Here is a 23,324-nt window from a genome sequence, read left to right as displayed (position 1 = left end):
CTTTCTAAATAATATCAAATTTGAATAATGAAGGAAGCTGCCCCTCTTTTTCTTGCTTAATATCTGGTTGTTTCTCTAACCAATATCGCTTTCGGTTAAATTCTATGGGCAATAACGGCTTTCGTTTTTGTTGATGTTGCTCAAGTAGCTGTTGATCTGGTTCACTAACAATTACATGAGCATTTGTTCCGCCAAATCCAAAGGAACTGATGCCTGTACGCCGTATGCTGTTGAATGCATCCCAATCTTTGTACTCGATATTTGGATAAAAGGGTGATTCAGAAAACTCAAACCGCGGATTAGGCGTTTCACAATTTAAGGTTGGTGGAAGCTTTTTGTGGTGTAGTGAAAGTATAACTTTAATAAAACTTGCAATACCAGCTGCACTTAAGAGATGGCCAATATTTGTTTTTACACTTCCTACCCCACAGAATTGTTTTTCATCAGTAAATTCACGAAATACTTTTGTCAAAGCCTTTAGTTCTATTGGATCTCCGATCATCGTTCCCGTACCATGTGTTTCAATATAACTAATAGTATTAGGGTTGATCTTTCCTTTATGCAATGCTTCTAATATTACTGCACGTTGGCCTTCTTCGCTCGGTGTTGTGACACCCATTGTACGTCCATCATTGTTAATAGCTGTTGAATCAATGACACCATAAATCTGATCACCATCTTTTAAAGCCTGTTCAAAAGGCTTAAGTAAAACAGCACCACTTCCCTCGCCTGGAACAAATCCATTAGCTTTGGCATCAAAAGTATGACAATTTCCATCAGGGGACAGTGCGCGACCTTCACTGAGAACAAGATAAGGATTTTCATCGAGTAAAATATCCACTCCGCCTGCTAAAGCCATTTCAGATTCACCGGAGAGCAAACTTTGGCAAGCTAAATGTATACTGACCAAAGACGAAGAACAAGCAGTATCAACGACAATATTCGGGCCTTTGAAATTAAAATAATGAGAAGCATAGGCCCCGATAAAGTTCTGACCTGTTCCTACAATACTATTCTTCATTAAGCGGGTAATGCGGGATGAATAGTCACTTACTCTTGATCCAACAAACACACCAATTCGTCTATTGGAAAGTTCATTATGTTCATATCCGGCATCTCTAATTGTCTCAATGCTTACTTCCAAAAACTGACGAACTAGAGGATCAACTTGAGCAGCACTTTCTTGACTAAAACCAAAAAATTCTGGATCAAAAAGTTCTATTCCATCAATAAATCCACCCCATTTACTTATGCTTTTTCCTGTTTCATGATATGGGGAATAGAACTGTTCAACATCCCAACGCGTTGATGGTACCTTTACTATACCGCTTTTACCCTCTATTAAATTATTCCAAAAAGCCTCTTTATTACTGGCTCCAGGGAAGTGACACCCTATCCCAATTACTGCTATTTTCGGAGTAATAAATTTCTTTTCGGTCGACAGTTTATAAAGGGAATCCGAACGTTGGGAATAGGAGGTTAACGTTTTTCGAGCTTTCTTGTTAAAATCTAGCTCAATATCTTGATAATAGTTAGAACCCATTTGGCGCTTACTTGTTTCATTTTCATCTCCCTGTCTCTGTTTTTTCTCTTCTTCATTAATCTGAATTGAGTATTTGCTTGTTAAAAATTCACTTAGTCTTTTCAATGTTGGGTACTCTAAGAATACTGAAGGATCTAAATTGGTATCTAATCTCTTCTCAACTTTATTAATGATACCTACCAGTAATATAGAATCTAAGCCAAATTCACCAAAGTCTGTATTAGCCTCCAACTTTTCTTCAGGGATACGTAATTCCTTAGAAAAAAGTTCTGTCAGCCATTTTTGAAAAGTTGAATTACCTGTCGAATTTATCGAATGATTCCCTTCTTTTGTTTTTTGTACTGAAAAGGTTTTATTATCGTTATCGCTATTCTCACTCCCCTGAAAATACAGTAAATCTTGCAATTCAAATTGATTTAAATTGACCAGACAAGGCATACAAGTTTCTTGATTTAATTCCATTGCATTGTCCAACATATCTAATCCATCTACTGTTGAATGAGCGAGCAAACCTAAATTTTTATACACAGAACTTGTGACTTCTCCCATACCGACTTCTTTCCAACTTGGCCAATTAATCGATAAATAATAGTTATAACCTTGACTCTGCTGATAAGCCGCAAAATAGTCCATAAATGAATTCGCAGCGGCATAATCACTGACCCCTACACCTAAAACAGGAATAAGTGCTGAGACAGAAGAAGAGAGAATAAAGAAATCAAGTGAATCATCAACAAAAATCCGATGCAATGTTTGTAATCCTTTTACTTTAGGTTCGAAAACTTGTTCAATGTCTTCTACTTTCTTATTAATAAAAGCTAGATTATTGTTTATCGCAACTCCTGCACAGTGAACAACCCCACCTATTTCACCGCCATGTTGCCTAATCTCATTGAAATATGATCTTAAGTTGCTCTCCTCAGTTAATGAGCCGGAATATAAATAGACATGAGTTCCGTGTCTTTCCAAATCCAAAATTGTTCTTAATTTATTGCTCAAACTCGTATCAACATGTTGATCTTCTAATATGTTTTTCCATTCATTCCGTGGTGGGAATTGTTGTCTCCCCATTAATACTAATTTACGTGCACCTTTTGAGACAAAGTGTTTTGCCACCTCCACCCCTATACCACGGGTACCACCTGTAATTACATACACTTTATTTTTGTCTATTTTTGTCTTTTTCAATTTTTGATGTTCGGCTCCGACCTTAGTCATGTACGGGATATATCTTTTTCCGTCACGGTAACAAATTTCACTTTCTGAATCCACAATAGCTATTTCATTAGTAAGCATTTCTAACCAGGAATCCACGTCGGTCACGGAAAAATCGGCATCTATAGTTCGTGCTTGTATTTTGCTATATTCAGCCCCTAACATCTTAACAACACCCGCTAACTCCGCTCCAGCCAGTATTGAATGTTGGGTTCGGAAGGTTTGTAATCCCCCTGTCGCATGCAAAATAACAAGTGGCTGTTGCTGATTGTTTTTTATAATATTTTGTAATAGTACCAGTTTTTCCATACTTCTCTTAGCTGAGTCCTCAGTAGAACCATACAAATCAGAAAAATCAACAACAGTATTAAAGTTTTGCTTTAATATTTCCGACTCACCAATATCATTGTCTAATTCTGCATAATCTAAGATTGTGCCATTGACCGACCACTGATTAATTAACTGCTCCCCTAGTATCCGGGTCCTATCGTTAACAACGATTAGTACTGAGTCTACATGCTTTTCAGTTCGCTTTTGCTTTCCACTACTTTCCCTCCATTGTTTAACTAACATATGCTGACCTGTTTCAATGTACATTTCTTTTTCAGGAGATTGATGAATGATTTCCTGATTAGGAGTTAATTTCACATGTTTCATACTGAGTACAAGTTGACCAGTATTATCATATAGAAACAAATCAAACACTTTGAGGCTTTCACTACTTTCCTCCTCTAGTAAAACAGCATGAACGTGACATGTTTTAGACATTGGGGCAAGAATATTAATGTTTCCTAAGGAATCCAACACGTATGAATACCTAGCTAAAGGCCTCTCCTTTGATACCCATGCATATAATGTTTGTAAAGCCCCCTTCATAAATGGTAGATACATAGAATCAACTGAAAACTTTTCTTCTACTAGATGTGGTAATTCTAAATAAGCGTATAATTCCTTTTGCGTATATCTATATTCCTTAATGACCTGAAACGTCGGTCCGTAATGAAAATTGTATTTATCCAATACGGAGTAAAAATCCTTATCAATTAAATGATTCGTAAACCTATCTTTTATACTTTCAATACTTCTATTCGTGATAGAGTTGCTTTGACCCTGTTTCTCATATATTAATTCCCCTTGAGCACATATGATTTTTTGGTCTTCATCCATAGTAGTAATCTCAAAATATACTTGCTGATCATCTGTAAATAGATTGACCCATATATCTTGTTTTTCTTTGTTTATAACAAGTGGGTTAGAAAACTCTACATTAAGAATCTGTGTTACCTGTTTATTACTATATGCGAGTTGACCTGCCACTTTGGCCATTCCTATAAAGACAACACTTGGAACCACTCGATTACCATGGATGAGATTGTCAGTTAATAGTGGATCATCACTTTTCAACACTTTTTTGAAACGTAGTTCATATAAAGTAGATTCGTTCACATCCAACAATTCATGTATTTTTCCTACTTCTCCATTCACCGTTAAAGATTTTTCCTCGTCACCCTCTACATCGGGAACCCAATAGCTTTCACTAGCAAAAGGATACGTAGGTAGAGAAACACGGTAAGGATTTTGCCCCCAATACAACAGTTTCCAGTCAATCTCTTCACCTGCTACCCAAAGCTGTGTTAGTTTAACAAAGTTCTGATTTTTTATAATCAAACGGATAAATGCATCGCCCTCCTCCCCGTCAATGATGTTTTCCTTTTCTAACTGCCCCTTTAAATTCCCATGATATACTTGCTCAATATCCTCTTGACCTTGAGAAAAGCGAGATAGTTTTTCTGCAAATTCCTCCTTACTAGAGACAACCATAGCCACTCTTTCTTCCATAGCTTCTCTTCCTACTTGTAGAGTGTATGCTATATCACGAAGGGAACTTGAAGTTTCTTTTAAAAATTCAGTATATATTTGGGCATACTTACGAAGTCTAGCTTCATTTTTAGCTGATAATACCATTAGGTATGGTACCTGCTCAGTTTCTTGTGATAATAAACGATGTTGATTTTGGTGTTCCTCTATAATAATGTGCGCATTTGATCCTCCAGCACCAAAGGAACTAATACCAGATCTTCTTGGGAGAGTTTTTGCAACATCATTATCATCTATAATTGGACGTCTCCATTCTTCCAATTTGTGCTGTATATAAAAAGGAGAGGCATCCAGATCTATATTTGGATTTAGCTCTTCTGAATGTATTGAAGGTACCAGTTGCTTGTATTTCATTTGCAATAGAACTTTAGTGATGCCAGCAATCCCAGCTGCCGCCTCTAAATGTCCGATATTAGATTTAGCAGAACCTATTGAGCAAAAACCATTGTCCCTGGCCTTTTCCTCAAAAGCTTTTGTTAATCCCGTAATTTCAATTGGATCTCCTAATGCTGTTCCTGTGCCATGTGCCTCAAAATAACTTATTGTCCTTGGATCAATGTTTGACTTTTCTAATGCATTCGCTATCAAACGTGCTTGAGCATTAGGGTTAGGTACGGTATAGCCATTAGTTTTCCCACCATGGTTTACAGTCGTTCCTTTGATAACAGCATAAATATAATCCCCATCTTCTATAGCTTTCTTAACTGGTTTCAATAGGATTGAGCCTACCCCTTCACCCGGTACATATCCGTCCCCGTTTGCTCCAAAGCTTCGACAACGTCCATCTGTTGAAGCAAAGTTACCTTGACTTAGTTGAAGATATTTATTGGGATGTATCGTTAGATTTACGCCTCCTGCAATTGCAGCTTCACATTCCCCTTTGAGAATACTTTCACAGGCAAGATGAACAGCTGTCAAAGAGGAAGAGCACATTGTATCTACTGCCATACTTGGCCCTTGAAAATTGAAATGATAGGAAATGCGATTGGCTATAGAGGAAAACGTTGAGTCTGGAACATAGTCCATATTATTCCGTCTTCCGTCTACGCCGAATAATTGATAGTGTCCGTACATAACACCCACATAAACCCCCACATTACGTAACGAATCCTTTGTATAGCCTGCATCCTCAATTGTTTTCCAAACTGTTTCCATAAACAAACGTACCTGTGGATCCATTGATTCTGCTTCACGTGGAGATATATTGAAAAACAACGGGTCAAATTTGTCTACATTGTCAATAAAGCCCCCCCACTTTGAATAGGATTTTCCTTTTTTATGCTTATCGGGATCGTAATACTTCCTTAAATCCCATCGCTCCTTGGGTATCTCTGAAATACAATCCCTTCCACTCTTTAAATTATTCCAGAATTCCTCGATATCATTAGCCATTGGATAACGTCCGCTAACGCCAATTATAGCTATTTCATCATCAATTTGATCCAAATTCTGTTCACTGGAACGATGCTGATGTAACAAGTTGCTATCGTTTGTTATCTCATCTGTTGTGCTACTTATCTCATCGTGAGTCACTAGTTGATACTGAGGCTGACTTTGTTCAGATTGTTTAGACTCCTCTGTTCTAACTCCGAACATTTCAACCAATCGTTCGTGATGATAGGTTTGAAAATAAGTAGCTAATTCTTCGATGGTTTGATATTCAAAAAACAATGTTTTTGATAAATTACCAAATTGGTCTTCTAATTCACTTGTTAAGCGTAGTACCATAACAGAATCAATTCCGTATTCCTCCAATGGAAATTTAGCGTTTATTTTGCTTATTGGAAATTGTGTTTCTTCTGATAGCAAGTTCTTAATGTAATGAATCAAGTCCCCTTTAAAATCAACTTTGGGTACAATTTTTTTTGTAGATATCTGTTTTCTTTCTCGTGTAATGGTATGTGAAGAATTCATTTCCAAAGCCTTTTTCATTTTTTGATTATCACCTTCAACAACTAATATTTGTGTTGCAGATGATTGGATAGCATATTCAAATGCCTTTAGTCCAGAATCTTTCTTAAGAGGGACAATTCCCATTCTGTTATACATATCCTTTACTAATTCTTGATCGATACTCATACCACCCTCTTCCCAAAAGGGCCAATTGATAGTCAGTGATTTACCTGACCTATTCGCCTGGGAGCGCATATAAACAAAATGATCCATTAAATGGTTTGCGTAAGCATAATCGCTTTGTCCTACATTACCAATCAAAGCAGTAATCGATGAGAAGAGAACAAAAAAGTCCAAATCTTGATTCTTTGTTGCTTCATCAAGATTCCATGTTCCTTGTAGTTTTGGTGATAGTACTTCCTTGACTTGTTGAACATCTTTTTTCAATATAAAGGAATCCCGAATAACGCCGGCACAGTGGATAACACCATTAATGCTTCCAAATCGTAATTTTGTTTGACGAACGACTTCCTCGGTCTCTTCCCACCTAGAAATATCAGCCTGAATATACATAACTTCTGAACCAAAATTATCTATAACTTGAATTTTTTTCTTTAATTCTTGAGTAAGTGAAGAACGGCCTACCAAAACCAACTTTACTTTAATTTTCTCTGCTATATACTTTGCAAAAGTCAATCCCAACCCCCCGGCCCCACCGGTTATAAGATAAACTCCATTTTCTTTAAATGCTGAAGTAGTGGGTTGTCCCTTCTCGATTTGGTATTCTTTTAGGATCCTTATATAACGGTAATTTCCTTTATAACAGATAACTATGGAATCACCGGCCTGAAACTCGTTCTTTGCCTTGACGTACAACTGTGTAGCTATCTTAAAGGTATTTTCACCTAGTTCAATTGTTTTAATTTTAAGTAAAGGATATTCTAGGCGTACTGTTTGAGCAAAACCACTTATTGCTGCACATTGAGGATTTTGTCCCTGCTCATTTGAATAAAAATAAAGTAAAGTTACCTCTTTGTTCAATTTCTGTTCTATCAAGACTTGTGATAAATAAAAAACCGGATAAAATTCTTTAGTCTTATCAAATAACGGTTCATTTATAGACCAATTATAAATAATTTGAGTTGGCTGATTGTGATAACTACTTAATTCTGCTAATAATTTCTGATAATCCCTTTTATCAAATGGATTTATTTGATAATGAATTCTATTAACGGCCCTATAACTTTCAGATGGAGTAATTAGAATAACCTGATGCTCACGTTCCACATTTTCTTGATTCCATTGATCAAATAAATCCGTATTTCTATCAAAAATGAGCGTTGGCCCCTCTACATGTTTCTTTTTTACCGAGGATTGAATTTGTGACTTTTTCCAATCCGTACGATAATATATTGTTTGATCACTATTAGAGGTAACGTGATTTTGAGTGTACAACTGTTCGTACAACTCTATCCCCTCTTCTGGGGTAATTTGACGATTTTTAATTTTTTCTAATATCTCTCGCCTATTCAAATACATATGATTTTTCATAGTATCCCTCCACTAAACGTTCAACATCAGCGATATCTATTTCATTCCGTTCTAGACTTTGGAATAGTTTCAATACTTCTTCACGTTTCTTTACACCTTGACGAGATATTCTAAGTGTAAAATCTTGTACTTTTACTAATATCTGTCCCTGCTGATCCGTAATATTTACATTCATTCTGTATATACCATTTCCTAGCTGTTTTTCATGCAAGGTTGCATAAGCATAGCATTCCTCTTTTAGTGGTCGGATGATCTTCATTTCACCGATAGCAAAAGGCAGTACTGTATGATTTATCATTGCTTCGTTAAGTAATACTAAAGATGATTGTAAAGCCCCATCTATTAAAGAAGGATGCAACACTAAACTTTCAAGACTTGATTCAGGATTATTAGAAAGTTCGTCTGGTAAAAGTAGATGTGCAATAGCTTCGTTTTTTCCATAAGAAACCGATTGAATCGCTTGGAAGCATGGGCCGTACTGTAGTCCGATTTCATTTAAACGATTGTAATATTGCTGTTTAAATATTTTTTGTGTACATCTGTTGCTAATTGCTTCTATGTCAATAAATTCGCTTGATGATCCGTTTTCTTCAGAAAATTCTATTCTACCTTCTGAGTGAAGGTGCTCCGTAGTGTTACGCTCCGATGAAGTAATTTTAAAGTCCGCACCACCTTCATCATTAGTACGTAATCCAATATAAACTTTTTGGTGTTCCTGCCCGACTGTTATCCGCTCTGGCCAAACAACATTTGTAATCTTATGCACTTTTCTATCTTCCGCAAACTCCCCAGCTGCTCGAGCCATTTCCAACATGGCAGCCGCAGGAAATACATTCTCCCCCATAATTACATGATCCGAAACAAAAAATTTATTTTTTTGCAATGTCGTACTATATTTCTGTCCATAAAAATGGGACAAATTTCGATCCAAAAGCGGGTGTAATTTTTGTACTTGATTAGTGCTGTGTGACTTTTGATTTCTCAACCAATAGCTCTCCTGTGCAAACGGATAGCTTGGTAAAGATATTCGTTTCGGTTGATATTTAGAATAAAGCAGTTCCCAGTTGATTTTAATTCCGGAAGCCCATAACTTAGCCAATTGATCCCATTCATTATCTTGGACAATAATTTTTAAAAATTCTTTCCCTGCCCTGCCTGTGGTTAAAAGACTAAAACGTTTTTTATCCCGTTGAACATCTCCCCTATATACTTTTGGCAGAGTACGACCATTATAAAATTCATATAAGGTCTCCATTAAATCTTCCATATCGGAAACAACTACAGCAAAGCGTTCATCCATTTCTTCTCTGCCAACCTGTAATGTGTAGGCGACATCAGCTAGGCTTATACGATCTGCTGTTTTTACATTTTTATTATTCAATAAATTATCTTTGTAATATGATTGAAGTTTTGTTTTATACTCAGTGTATAAATATTCCGCAAGATCCCTCAGCACATTAAATTCAGAAAAAAGTGAAGGCGATATTTCAAAACCAAATTCTTCATTCATACGGTCTGCCAATTGCTTTAAGTGAATAGGATCAACAAAATAATCACCAAAATCTAATTCAGGCAAGGATTCTTTGCTCACGTTAAATATTTCTTCAAAAATATCTAACAAGTCCTGATCAATACGATGAATCAAATCATTCTTATCGATTGCATGTGGTACATTGTCTAATTCTCTAGCGAGAAATTGATAAAGGCTTTTCACGTTTTCCTTTAATCGGTCCTCGTTTTGAGATGATAGAACAATAACGTATGAAGAATGCGTATTATTCCTGCTCAAGATGTTTGAATCAGCCACACTATATTCTTCCAAAATAACATGGGCATTGGCTCCCCCCGCTCCAAAAGAACTTATTCCAGCTATGCGTGGATATATTTTGGTTTCATTGTCTTGTGTTATGACAGGTTGCTTCCACTCGGTGAAATGTTTTTGTACATAAAAAGGCGTATTTTGTAAATCGATATTCGGATTAATTTTTTCTGCATGAAGAGCTGGAACTAACTGTTTATATTTCATTTGTAACAAAATTTTAGTTAGACCGGATATCCCAGCTGCAGCTTCCAAATGACCAATATTTGATTTTACCGAGCCGAGAGAACAATATTGTTTAAGCCCAGTATAAGAATTAAATGCCTGTGTTAAACCGGTGATTTCAATTGGATCACCTAATGATGTCCCTGTCCCATGTGCCTCTATATAACTGATTTCCTGGGGATCTACATTAGATTTCTCTAGTGCCTGAGTAATAACATCTGCTTGAGCCTTTGGGTTTGGAACAGTATACCCATTTGTTCTACCACCATGATTAATCGCAGTCCCCTTTATTACTGCATAAATATGATCACCATCTGCAACTGCATCATGTAGTGGTTTTAACAAGATAGCGCCTACCCCTTCACCCGGCACATAGCCGTCTCCCTTTTCCCCAAAGCTGTGACATCTACCTGTTGGAGAAAGCATTCTTTTTTGGCATCTAAAGGCATATTCCATAGGATGAAGCAATAAATTTACTCCTCCAGCCACTGCAACTGAACTTTCTCCTTTACGTATACTTTCGCATGCTAAATGAATGGCAGTAAGTGACGATGAACATGCTGTATCAACAGGCATGCTTGGTCCATTGAAGTTAAAAATATATGACACACGATTTGCTAGTGACCATGGCAAGGAATGCGGAATACGATTATCTCCATTTCGCCAAGACTCTAGACCAATCAATTGATAAGAATTGGTGGTTACACCAACGAAAACACCTATATCTGCTTGGTCTTTGTGATCAACATATTTTCGAAGTTGATCCCGAGTATATCCTGCATCCTCTAGTGTGGACCATACAGTTTGTAGCCATATGCGCTCTTGGGGATCCATTCTTTCTGCTTCACGAGGCGAAATATTAAAAAGCAAGGGATCAAAAAAATCAACATTTTCAAGGAATCCACCCCACTTACAGTATATTTTTCCCTCATCTGCTTTATCAGGGTTAGGATCATAATAGTCTCGGTAGTCCCAACGACTAATAGGAATCTCAGTAATACAGTCTTTACCTGAAACAAGATTATTCCAAAATTCATCTAGGTTATTAGCTCCTGGATAACGTCCAGCTACACCTACAATTGCAATATCATCATTTTGATATCTCTTATTAATAGGTACTTTTGACCTTTCATCATGCTCTGCTTTTTGTATTTGCGCTTCAGACGCCTTATCATTCTGAATCTCAGAATTAACTATTACCTGTTGTTCTTCAATATTTACTAAAGATTCTTCTATGTTTAAACCAAAGTGAGAAACGAGTAATTGCACATTATTTTGTACAAAATAATCAATCAAATCTTTCAAGCATCGATACTCAAAAAACAGAGTTTTTGAAATGGAACCAAATTCACTTTCTAATCTTGCATTAAAATGGTGAATCATAATCGAGTCGATACCATATTCCTCAAAAGTTACTTCCAAGTCTATTTCTTCGACTGCTACACCCAATTCTTCCGCAATGATTGTCTTTAATAAATGTGAAGTTTTTTCATACAATAAATCTAAATCTACCTGTTCATGTTGTACTTGTTGTTCTTCTGGAACAAGTACTTTTTCTTGACCAAAATGTTTATCCAAAAAATATTGAACCTTATTTTTATCACCATAGCCTACTAAGCAATGAGTAGAAGTTGCTGCGTTAAATGTTAGATTATGAAAAAACTGAGTGCCCTGTTGTGCAGGGAGAGGGTTAAGACCTGTTTGCTCGAAAAATTGTTGATTTACAATCTTTGATAATTGAATTCCCCCTTCCTCCCATATTGGCCAACTAATTGATAGTGTTTTTCCTGAACGTTGCTGTTTTTGCCGTTGCATATCTCGCCATTCTGTATAGTGATCCATAAAGCTGTTAGCATAAGCATAGTCACTTAAACCAACTTCCCCTACGACACTAACTATAGAAGAAAACATAACAAAAAAATCTAATGGCTCATCTTTTGTGTATGCATCGAGGTAAAAGGTACCCCAGACTTTTGGTGCAAGTACCTCTTCTATTTCATCAATAGTCTTTTTCATAATTATTCCGCTTTTATGTAAACCAGCAGAATGTATAATACCTCGAATACAATTAAATTGTTTTTTGACTTGTTTTATTAACTTAATTACATCAGATTTATCCGAAACATCTGCCTGAATATAGGTAACATTAGTACAAAGTCTTCTTAATTTATCTATCTGTTGTTCCTTTACTTTATCTAAAGGAGAGCGCCCAGTCAGTACTAACGATACTTTTGATTGTTTGGTCAGATGCTCGGCAATGATTAATCCCAGCCCACCTAGACCTCCTGTAATGATATATGCTCCATCCTCGTGAAGTTGAATATGTGAGGTTCGTTGATTTTCAACTTCCACTTCTTCAAATCTTTTTATTAACCGCTTATTTTTTGTGTATTGAATATGATTGGCCGTATCCCCGGAAATGAATAATTCATTCCAAATAATATGACTCCAATCTGCCAGTTCATATGAACTATCAATCTGTACATATTTACATGTATACGATGGATTTTCTTGTTGAATTGTTTTAATATAGCTGCTTAAAGCTTCATGCTGAGGCTGTGGATGAAAAGTATTCTTTGCTGACAAAGTTAGTAGTGTGATTTTATCTAGTTTGTAATTCATAAATGCTTGGGTCATGTAATATAATGGATAAAACCCTAGATAAAGTTGTTGGCGTAATATATTTTCTTCAGCAAAGGATGTAGTATAAGACGTTTGATGAATAAATGCGGAAGGAATGAGCATCCTTTGTTTTAGGTGATTAAATAATTGTGTAAAATCTTCTTGTTGCATTGGGTTTATTTCATATTTATTATTTCCTTTATCCACAAATTTAGTTCCTGGTTGAACAAGAATAATTTGCGCTTCTAAATTACTTTTTAGTTGTTCATCTAACGTATCAAACAATTTAGTCTGATCATCAAATAAGAGCAAGGTACCCTTAAACTTGTCAGGGGACATCTCAGCCCTTAAATCAGTTTCCTTCCATATTGTTTGATAATATGTCCTAACTGAATGCCCGTCATTTGGACTATCTTTTTTAATTGGTTGAGGAACAGATTTATTACCATTAGATGGCCAGAATGATCGACGTGTATAGTTATAGACAGGTAACGGTACTTTTTGGAAGTCCTCTTGTTCATAGAGTCTATTCCATTCTATGTTAACCCCTTTCTGCCAAAGTTGAAGAAATGTAGATTTCATATTCAGGTTAATCCCACAACTAACCGAATCATAGGTTCTATTATTATGGTTTACCAGTACAATATTGTGCATATCTTCATTAACGTGAATGTTTGTTTCAGAAATTGCACTTAACAACCATTTAGAAGCATTACCAAATTCCGTAACCCTCTTATTTAATGCTTTAGCCAAAGGGTATTCACGATCTCTATTCAGATTACTTTGGCGTTCGTTTAGTGATTCGGCAATCTCTCTGTAATGTATATTTGAACCCATAAGAAATTGAAGAAACCTCTGTTTTGTTAACACTTCATCAATAGTTAAATGAAGTAATTCATAAAAAGCATCATGTTCAAATTGCTTTTTTTCTGATAAACCCCATTTAAGATTCAACTTATTTAATGAACTCATGATGGTCATCAACAATAATCTTTTAATACCTTTTTCCTTAGATTTAACATGAAGTAATGAATCATCATATAAAAACAGGATAAGATCCAATCCCAATTCTTTTTTCGTATATTCATTCCATTCTTCAATGTATCTTTTGAAAGTAAACTGACTTGTTAAGAGTAGCCGAGCTTTTTCAATATATGTTGGTACATATTTAAGGTATAAGTTTTCATCTTCGAATAGCCTTGATCGCAGCTGTAGTAAGTAATCCTCATTAAAATGCCATGGCAAAACAACTTTTTTATCGACCGAATCATAAAAAGGCATTGTTGGCCGATAAAATGCCACCTTTTCTTCTCCCTTTTTACCACTTAATATATCCAAAACATCTTCTAATTTCAAAATATTGCTTATGGCCATACTAACCCATAAACCACTTTGCTTCGATGAAATCAAATCAGGTATAAAATCGATTTCCATCAACATTTGTACATATGCATAATATACTGCAAACGAATATTGTGAACGAACTTCATTTCTCCAATGTTTATTCCAGAATTCTTTGCTATCTACCAGTGATAAGACATGAGTCAAGTGTTTATTAAACCTATAGTTACCATTAATAAGTTTTTCAATCTCTTCTGAATACCCCGTTAAGTCGACTTCCCCTATGCATAAGTGCCATGGTTTATCTTCTACATTAGATATAGTCGCGTTTTTTAGCTGAGACATTAACTCATCCTTACTATTAATCTGAACCCCATATCGGTATGCAAAAGCCCCTCTCCCTGTTTGTAAAGTGGCACAAATATCTTTCAAATTATTGTTTTTAAATATATCTTCTTCAACAAATGATTGCCATTCTTCAATTTGCCCTTCCAAGCTTTTAGCCGTTTTAGCTGATAATATAAAGATTTCATCGTCTTTTTCTGTAACTTTAGTAATTGCATGATTTGTATATTCTTCAACAAGTACATGGGAATTGACCCCTGAAAAACCGAACGAACTCACTCCTGCCCGAAGGGGTAAGTGTCCTTGTGTAGGATGCCAATCAACTAGCTCATTGGCTAAACAAAATGGCGAAGATTCAAAATCAATAATCGGATTTATGTTATTGCAATTTAACGTAGGAGCTATTTTTCTATAACGCATCATCATTACCACTTTAATAAGCCCTGCTATTCCTGATGCAGACTCCAAATGTCCAATGTTTGTTTTTACTGACCCGACTTTACAATATTGCTTTCGATTCGTATATTCCTGGAACAATTGGATCAGTGCCTCCATCTCAATTGGGTCTCCCAAGTTAGTCCCTGTTCCATGTGCTTCGATATATGAGACGGTATCAGGACTGATTTTTGCATCTTCATATGCTCCCAATATTAGATCTTTCTGAGCCGCAACACTTGGAGCTGTAATTGATGCTGTTTTTCCTGAATGATTTACATTTGATCCTTTTAGAACTCCATATATGTAATTACCTTGTGATTGCGCATTCTCTAAGCGTTGCAAAAGAAGAACCCCAACACCTTCACCCGGCACAAAACCATTAGCATCTTTATCAAACGTTTTACATTTTCCATCCGGACTTAACATTCTAGCCTTACTATAGGAAATGTATCTACCTGGATCTAATGCTACGTTAACTCCTCCTACTAGTGCATAATCACTGTCTCCTAACCTCAACGATCTCATTGCGTCATGCACAGCAACTAGAGAAGCAGCACAAGCTGAGTTTACTGGCATACTTGCCCCACTAAAATTGAATATGTGAGATATACGATTGGCCAATACAGATTCTAACGTCCCCAGGTTCATGTAACTGTCAATATCTGCTTCATTTTCGGTAATAATATGACGATATTCAGTATTTATGACACCTACAAACACCGAAGTAACTGCTTGTTGCAACAATTCTAGTGAAATTCCTGAGTCTTCTATGCAATGCCACGCTTCTTCCAATAATATTCTTTGTTGCGGATCCATATTCTTCGCTTCTCTTGGGGAAGTGTTAAAGAAATTATGATCGAACAAATCAATTCCCTCTAGCATGGCCATTTGACGAATATTCATCTTATTTGGAGTGTTTATATCATCCGAATAAAACTGGTCGTTATCCCATCTTTCCTGAGGGATATCCTTTACAGACTGAACCCCGTTCCGAATATTATTCCAAAACTGGTTATAGTTAATCGCATCAGGAAAACGACAAGCCATACCTACTATTGCAATATCCCCTGTATATTCATGCATAAAGTTCACCCCCTCCATTACCTGTCTCGGTCAAGAGTTTAAACCGTTCATTCAGTATTTTCGCCGTATCTTCCATAATTTTTTCGGCTATAATGTCAACATTACGGTTTTTCCAATGTTCCAATGCAGTTCCTTTTACCCATCTGTTAAAATCTCCTAACGCTGGCCCCGTGTGTATTTGATAATCTACTCTATGGTCTGGATCACCATTTAAGGCGAGTTGTGAGGTATGATTGAAATACCATTTGAAAACCAGCGCCATTTTACTTTTGGGATTACGTTCTGCCTTGACAATTACCTCAGGACGCATCTTTTTCTTAGCTTCTTCGTATATACTTTCAAAACTTCTTTTAAAATATTTTTCTTGGATTTGTACCTTCGTATGTTCGTCAATCTCCTCCAAAGATTGATGACTACGATACAAGTCATACAGTTTGTTTGCTCTTGCTGGAAAAAATAGCCCCTTTCTTAACACTTGAATACGTGCACCTATTTCAAACATATCACCTGCAGGTGCAGACGCCGTATCTTGAATATCCATGTTATTTAACATATCTTTTACTTCGTCACTCGTACCTGATTCTACCGTGCATTGGTTAATCGAACCTGTTACAATAAAGTCTACCCCTAGTATAAAGGCTGCAGCGGCGGCATCCGCTGTTCCAATTCCTCCAGCAGCCCCAACCCTTACTTTCTTTGTATATTGATACTTTTTCATCATTTCATCTCGCAAACGTAACATACCTGGTAGTAAAACAAATGCCACTCCATGGTCTGTATGCCCACCTGAATCCGCTTCCGCACAAATATCATCTGCCATCGGAACTTCCTTCAACATAGCAGCTTGTTGCTGTGTGATGACATTTTGCTGAAGTAATCTTTGTACAATTCTCTCTGGGGCAGGACTCAAAAATGCTTCAGCTACTTCTGGACGAGATACCTTAGCTAAAATCCTATTAGTTGATATTACTTTTCCATCTCTATCTCTAACTAATCCATGAGCTCTATATCTGACTAGTTGAGGCCCCATACTAATATAAGCTGCAGCTTCTACATTTTTAACATTATATTTAAGCAATAAATCCACGATATCTTGTTCTTTTTGAGGATTATCAGGTGTTGATAAAAGATTGATACCGTAAGCTTGTCCATTTTTTAATTCGTGTTTTATATATAAAATAGCATCTTCTATCTCAGACTTTTTCAACCCACCGGATCCGAAATATCCCATCAACCCTGTTTTACCCATACGGACCACTAATTCCTTAGATGCTACACCTCGGTACATTGATCCCGTAACATAAGCATACTTAATGTTGTAGTCATTTTTAAAACTTTCACTTCCCAAGGAGGATGCGGTAATAATCGCTTGTTGTTTTTGTGGTTCTTTATCTAGCTTTGGTTTTGTTTTTTCTGGTATTATTAACGGCTTTGCTTCCTTCTTGATTCCCTTAACCATATTAGAAAGAACTTGACCTGGCCCTACCTCTTCAATCTCAATATTGCCATGTCCAAGAAGATATCGGATGCTGTCCGTCCACTTTACAGGATGATCAACTTGTTCAATTAAGTTTGTTTTGATTTCATTGGTACGATAGGGCTGAGCATGAATATTGGAAATGACGGGTATATTTAGATCGTCAAATTCAAAACCATCTAAATATACTAACAATTTTTCCTTTACTTTATTCATATATCTTGAATGAAAAGCACCGCTTACTTTTAAGGTAATATATATCCCGCCAGCATCTTCAAAAATGGGTTTTACTCGATCAATATCTTCAATTGGTCCAGCAATAACCGTTTGAGAAGGTGTGTTATAGTTAGCAATATCAATATTTTGTATATAGTTTTCTCGAAGTAGTTGCTCCACACGTTCCACGTTTAGTCCCACTATAGCAGCCATACCTCCTCCAGAGATTTGACTCATCAGTTCGCCTCTTTTTTTCACAAGTTTTAACCCTGTTTCAAAATCAAAAGCTCCGGCGGCTAATAAAGCGTTATATTCTCCTAAACTATGACCCGCAACAAAATCAGGTAGCTGCCCTGAATCATCGACTTTATTAAAATAATGAAAGGCATTTATAATGTAAAGAGCGGGTTGTGTATATTGAGTTTGCCCTAGTACATTTTGTGGATCCTCTAAACAAAGCTCTTCAATAGAATAACCTAATATTCGATCAGCTAATGCTACCTTGCCTTTAAACTGTTCAAACAAACCGGCACCCATGCCCTTTTTCTGCGCACCTTGACCAGGGAAAATAAACGCTTTCATCTCTTCCCCATCCTTTCTCGTATTATTTCATTTTCAAAATATTCCAAATTGTGTAATTCTCTTTTGAAAGGAGTCATAATACTATACGTATTTGAGTGTGAATGGCAATTAATATGATGTTTAGCAAAATTCGATAAGGTACCTGAAGGACCGACATCCAAATATAAATGGTCACACTTGTCTTCAAGAAAACGAATAGCCTCAGAAAATTTCATTGGTTGTCTAATGACGTCCCACAAATAATCAGTATTGATTTGTTCCATTTTTTCGCCATATAATCCGGAAATAAAATCAATCTGTGGTAATTGAATAGATTTATAGTCTAAGTAGTTTTTGAATTGTTGAGAAATAGGATCAATAGCTGATGAATGGAAGCCGAACAAAACTGGTAATCTACTTATATATATTCCTTTATTATGTAAATATTGCTCGATTTTATCAAGCTTTCTACTTTCACCAGAAATGACAAAATGAGAATCATAATTAATTGAAACTAGTTCACTATTTTGATTCACCTTAGGGTCTTCAAAAATACTGAAGGGACCTAGTACCGCCAGCATCTTGCCAGCAGGACACGTTCTTTCAACCGCATTAGCTTGTACGATAATTGATTCCAATGCTTCGTCGACGTTTAATATTCCCGCTATGGTAGCAGAGGAATATTCCCCCAAACTAACGCCCAAAACACAGTCTGGCTTTATTCCTTTTTGTATCAACATTTGAGTTAATGAATATTCAACCATAAAAATCGCTGGATGGGTATAAATGAGACGATCGAACGAATCCATCATTCCCTTATTTTTCTGATATATTTTTTTAATAATAGATTCACCAATCAGCTTCTTAACCATCCCATCAAGCTCGATCATCACTTCACGAAAAGTATTATTGTGATTGAACAGTCGTTCGCCCATCTGGTAGTAGTGTGAACCTTGACCTGAGAACATAAAAACAACACGTTGTTCCATATTATTCCCCCCTACTTAAACTCATACAATCCAGTTTGATACTTACGCATCCTAAACCTTACAAAATGTTCTTTCTTACTAATCTGAAAATAAAGATTGTATTCTAGGACTTCTTTAAACGTTAACCCGGCTTCTTTCCCATAAGAATGACCTGGACATACTCGGACATCTAAAGGAACCATATTTCTCAGCTTTTGGAAGCTATTAAACATGTCTTCTGCTGATCCACCGTCAGTATTACATTTGCCACATCCTTCAATAAAAACTGTATCCCCTGTTATAATATGATCTGATAACAAGAAACACATTCCTCCAGCAGTATGGCCAGGGGTTAATAGACATAATATTTCAGTATCACCAAGTTTCAGATATTGCATATCTTGGAGGGGATGTAGATTATCACATCTAAAATTATAAATTTCTATCTCCCTTTGAGACATGTATACCTGAGGTGAATATTTCTCAAGAATGGGGTTAACCATATTTACATGATCATAATGAGAATGAGTTAATAAAATAGTTGTTAATTTTACACCGAGAGCATCAAGGGCATCATAAATAACCTCCCCTTCCCATGCTGGATCAATGATAGCCGCATTTTTGGTATTTTTATCACTAATAATATAAATATAGTTTTTAAAAAGTGAAGTTTTTGATTTCAATTGCGTTAATTTATACGTATTTAGCATATACAACACCTTTTTTCAATCTCATCCTATTTAAATGTCTACCTACTAAAGCAGGTAGACTTAGACATAAATGCCGACGACTATCGTTCTCCAACTAAATAACTATATAAAGTCCATATGCTAAAACATACTCTAAGACTGACTGAAATCATTTATCAATCTTGAATATTTCATCTTTATGTCATGGAGCTGATTAGCAGTGTAGTTACGGGTTGTTTCTTCTGCCACAGTTCCTACTGGCACAAAAGTAACCTCTTACTCATAAGTGGTGTTGTTCTCAATTTTTTCTTCATTTCTGAAAATTCATCTCAGTAATCTTGATGATCGTCCTTTAAGTTATCGCAATATTTAACTAGCGCTAAACTTGGTGTTCTAGCAGTAATAATGAGTATGAATTTATTCAATACTACCCTGTTCAAGTGTAATCCTTTTTGCTTCAAACTCTTACCTGATTAGTTCTTTTGCTCTTCCAGCTATCCGGCAATGAAGACCTTATATCTATCTTTAATTATCCATATAATAAAACATGATTGATGTAAACATAAAGTTCATGGCTACTTTACTATATTCATCCAAACTTCCATCTTATGTTTAATATGGACAATTAAAGATAAGACTAAAAAGCTAATACTGTATAGAGACCGTTGAAGTTATACCCAGGATTTTCAAATTGAATATTATATTATTTTAACCAGCTTTATTGGGACATTCACTTTATTATACATTTTATACCTGTTTCTGGAGTATTATCAATCTTCAAATATTAAACTATTAGATAGGCATGTGGCCATAAACTCCATAGTCTGATCATGAATCTCCTCACCTATATCTTTCTTATGTAAGAATAACAGAAAGAATGCACGCAAAGTCCCAACGATAACATGTGGTTCCTCCTGCACTAACCTACCACTTTCTTGCCACATTTCCACAAGAGGAATAAGTTGTTTCTCGTCTCGGTCAATATGATTTTGCATCTGATCAGGTGACAGTCTTCTGAAAAGATTATCATATTCACCACCAATAAATATCATCTGAATGAAAGGATTATTATCAATTAGATCCAACGCTTTCATCAAGAACTTTTTAAAGGACGCACGAGTTATCTCGCCTCCCGTCATATTTTCATCTAATAGTATTTTTTTAACCTTAGCTTCTTCCTTATTTAATATATCAAAAAATAGGGCTTCTTTTGAATCGTAAAATTTATAAAAGGTACCTTGAGCAATCCCAGCTAACTTTGACAGTTCACTTATATTTGTCTTTTTAAAACCATAACGGATAAAATGCTCTTGACCCTGCTTTAACAAAGTCTCTTGAATGGCTTCTTTCTCATGATGGGTAAAACCTCTTGCCATATATTTTCCCTCCTCTACATTTGGAGATAATCTTATTTTCAACTAAAGATAGTCCCAATATATTTCATTTATATGAATATATAATCACAATCCTCATATGTTCATAATACGTTCATCATACGCTATTGTCAACATACTACCTGTTTTTAATCAGCTCAAAACATGGCTTGTTACTCATAAAGAAATTATAAAATAGCTTTAAGTTAAATAATTACTAATATAAAACCTTTATTCCTACTTCTAAAAATACTTTTCAAGTTTTATAGAGGACAACGAAATGCATTTACATATCCAAAAAAGATCAGATTCTCGCAAAAAGTGTTTGGGGAAGAATAATTTCTACCTTCACAGCTTCCTCAAACACGTTACAAATTTCCGGATTGGAGATCAGCAAAAGTTCAACTGAACTATCACATCCAAGTTGATCGAATGTATTATTCAGTTCCATATGATTACGTCCGTGAGTATGGTCGATGTTTGACTAACAACGGATCAAACTGATGTTCACTTCAAAAAAGCTCGAATTGCATCCCATAAAAGACAAAATGGTGAGAAAGGTCATATTCTACAAACATTGACCAAATGCCTGATAATCATCGATTATATCCAGAACACATCCATGAAATAAATTGCGCATGGGCAGAGACGATTGGAACTTCTGTGGTGCAATTCATTTCTTATATCTTAGAAATGAATGTCGAAAAAAAGTAATAAATACCTTAGTAGATTAACAAATCTATCAAGAAAATACCCAAAAGATGAACCCGAGAAAGCAGCACAAACAATATCAACAAACCTAAAGAGTGTTAGAAAGAAGATAATCGAAAACAAAATCAAAAGACAGATACAAAATAGTGATCAAACCAACAGCAATAACTATGCATTTGTACGTAGAGCTAAGTGCTTTGGGGGAATAAATAATAATGAATCAAGAAACGTTACGTAAGTTGACTGTAATTAAAATGGGTATAATGGCAGAATTATATCAAGCAACAAGGAAAAAATTTCAAAGGATGGATTTTCGATCGATTCAACCTTTTGGTAGATTATGAGATTTTTAAAGACTAAGAGACTTGATCTAGCTATGGAATGGAATTATAGCCTGACTCCCAATGATTGTTACATTATTTAATGTCTCAATGGCATCCTACAAAAAACAAAACAATCGATCCAATTAAGATATCTACTGTATCAGGAAAAAAGTTTGGTGGAAATGTCAGGAATGTCATCATTAATAAGAAGCAAGTATTGATAACAGAAGACGTGGAAGGGGATGTTCTAAATGTAATTTTGGTTATGGAACATCCTTTCACCAAAGTCTGTTCTATTATTTAAGAAAAAGGTAACCATTCTTTTCTCGTATGCGAACTAGTTTAGTATTTCTCTTAATACTTTTTCTCCTCGTCTTGTTTTGCTGTTTTTAAATGATGGTAATATAAACCATATAAATGATCAAAGGGAATTTTTAATATAAATAAAAAGATAATAGAAACCATTGATGAATTCGATGCCTGCCGCTTTAAACAAAATGGATATCAACATAGAATGAGATAATTTAATCATACAAGCTTCTGCTAAGATGCAAAAAAATGAAAGAAGTATAGCTTTTCTGTTTCCATTATAGCAGAAGTATGGAATAAGGAAAGAAATGAAGGATTATCCGCTTGAGATTTTTCACCAAGCTAAGTGCACGTGTTTCGTGGAAATGTAAAACCTGTTCAGAAAAATTGAACGCAATTATAAGCAGAAGGATTAAGGGACAATCCTGTCCATATGGTGCTGGTAACAATGCTATAACTTCCTTACGGTGCTTTAACATACTATCTTCTTGCATAGGGTTAACTTTAATGTAACGGCGTTTGTTTAGCCAATTTAAATAACGCCCTTAATGCCGTTAGCCGTGTGTTAATACTTACGGGCTTAATGTTAGCCATTTTCATGGCTTTAATCACGTTCTCAATTTAAATCATTATTCCAACGTTTTGCCACGCAGCAACACTTCCGCACACTATTTTTATGGGTAAAATCGTGCGTGTAGACAAAATAAAAACGCCATGCCATAGGGGACTGACCCCCGTTTTTGA

6 protein-coding genes and 4 pseudogenes are annotated in these 23,324 nt (G+C 35.7%); 2 read left to right on the top strand and 8 right to left on the bottom strand.

The genetic code is table 11. The annotated features are described in order from the left end of the window. Positions 1-4: 4 nt before the first annotated feature. From MOF34_RS08405 to MOF34_RS08380, 8 genes and pseudogenes are all read right to left on the bottom strand, one after another. Entirely contained in the window at positions 5-8,080 is an 8,076-nt protein-coding gene (locus MOF34_RS08405) for an SDR family NAD(P)-dependent oxidoreductase (RefSeq protein WP_268399758.1), read from the bottom strand. Continuing rightward, positions 8,055-9,692, bottom strand: a pseudogene (locus tag MOF34_RS20985) (polyketide synthase dehydratase domain-containing protein); the annotation flags it as partial. The pseudogene MOF34_RS20985 and the gene MOF34_RS08405, both read right to left, overlap by 26 nt. Before the next feature lie 72 nt (positions 9,693-9,764). Beyond that, a pseudogene (locus MOF34_RS20980) lies at positions 9,765-11,216 on the bottom strand (type I polyketide synthase); the annotation flags it as partial. A gap of 204 nt (positions 11,217-11,420) precedes the next feature. Continuing rightward, positions 11,421-15,953: pseudogene (locus MOF34_RS20975) on the bottom strand (SDR family NAD(P)-dependent oxidoreductase); the annotation flags it as partial. Beyond that, on the bottom strand, positions 15,946-18,228 hold the full coding sequence (fabD, locus tag MOF34_RS08395; RefSeq protein ID WP_268399756.1) for an ACP S-malonyltransferase: 2,283 nt from the start codon (positions 18,226-18,228) through the stop codon (positions 15,946-15,948). The pseudogene MOF34_RS20975 and the gene fabD, both read right to left, overlap by 8 nt. Continuing rightward, positions 18,225-19,196 carry an acyltransferase domain-containing protein gene (locus MOF34_RS08390; RefSeq protein ID WP_268399754.1) on the bottom strand — a complete coding sequence of 324 codons (972 nt, stop codon included), beginning with the start codon at positions 19,194-19,196 and terminating at the stop codon, positions 18,225-18,227. Before MOF34_RS08390 ends, fabD begins: the two co-directional genes overlap by 4 nt. A gap of 11 nt (positions 19,197-19,207) precedes the next feature. Beyond that, positions 19,208-19,885, bottom strand: coding sequence for an MBL fold metallo-hydrolase (locus tag MOF34_RS08385; RefSeq protein WP_268399752.1), 678 nt, complete (start codon positions 19,883-19,885; stop codon positions 19,208-19,210). A 749-nt stretch (positions 19,886-20,634) separates the two neighbouring features. Continuing rightward, positions 20,635-21,240, bottom strand: coding sequence for a TetR/AcrR family transcriptional regulator (locus MOF34_RS08380; RefSeq protein ID WP_268399751.1), 606 nt, complete (start codon positions 21,238-21,240; stop codon positions 20,635-20,637). Between the two features lie 363 nt (positions 21,241-21,603). Between MOF34_RS08380 and MOF34_RS20970 the strand changes: the two are divergent. Both MOF34_RS20970 and MOF34_RS20965 read left to right on the top strand, forming a co-directional pair. Beyond that, positions 21,604-21,741, top strand: a pseudogene (locus tag MOF34_RS20970) (Mu transposase domain-containing protein); the annotation flags it as partial. 1,163 nt (positions 21,742-22,904) lie between these two features. Further along, on the top strand, positions 22,905-23,093 hold the full coding sequence (locus MOF34_RS20965) for a zinc-ribbon domain-containing protein (RefSeq protein WP_419901026.1): 189 nt from the start codon (positions 22,905-22,907) through the stop codon (positions 23,091-23,093). Positions 23,094-23,324 lie beyond the last annotated feature (231 nt).

This window comes from Bacillus sp. T17B1 (assembly GCF_026796395.1).
In the GTDB taxonomy this organism is placed as follows: domain Bacteria; phylum Bacillota; class Bacilli; order Bacillales; family Bacillaceae; genus Bacillus; species Bacillus spizizenii_A.
Note: the sequence above shows the minus strand (reverse complement) of the source record. Positions and strands in the feature narration are given on the sequence as shown.

Coding starts and splice junctions, on each gene's coding strand:
- MOF34_RS08405 (WP_268399758.1), bottom strand. CDS start 8,080: ATGAAAAATCATATGTATTTGAATAGGCGAGAGATATTAGAAAAAATT.
- fabD (WP_268399756.1), bottom strand. CDS start 18,228: ATGAAAGCGTTTATTTTCCCTGGTCAAGGTGCGCAGAAAAAGGGCATG.
- MOF34_RS08390 (WP_268399754.1), bottom strand. CDS start 19,196: ATGGAACAACGTGTTGTTTTTATGTTCTCAGGTCAAGGTTCACACTAC.
- MOF34_RS08385 (WP_268399752.1), bottom strand. CDS start 19,885: ATGCTAAATACGTATAAATTAACGCAATTGAAATCAAAAACTTCACTT.
- MOF34_RS08380 (WP_268399751.1), bottom strand. CDS start 21,240: ATGGCAAGAGGTTTTACCCATCATGAGAAAGAAGCCATTCAAGAGACT.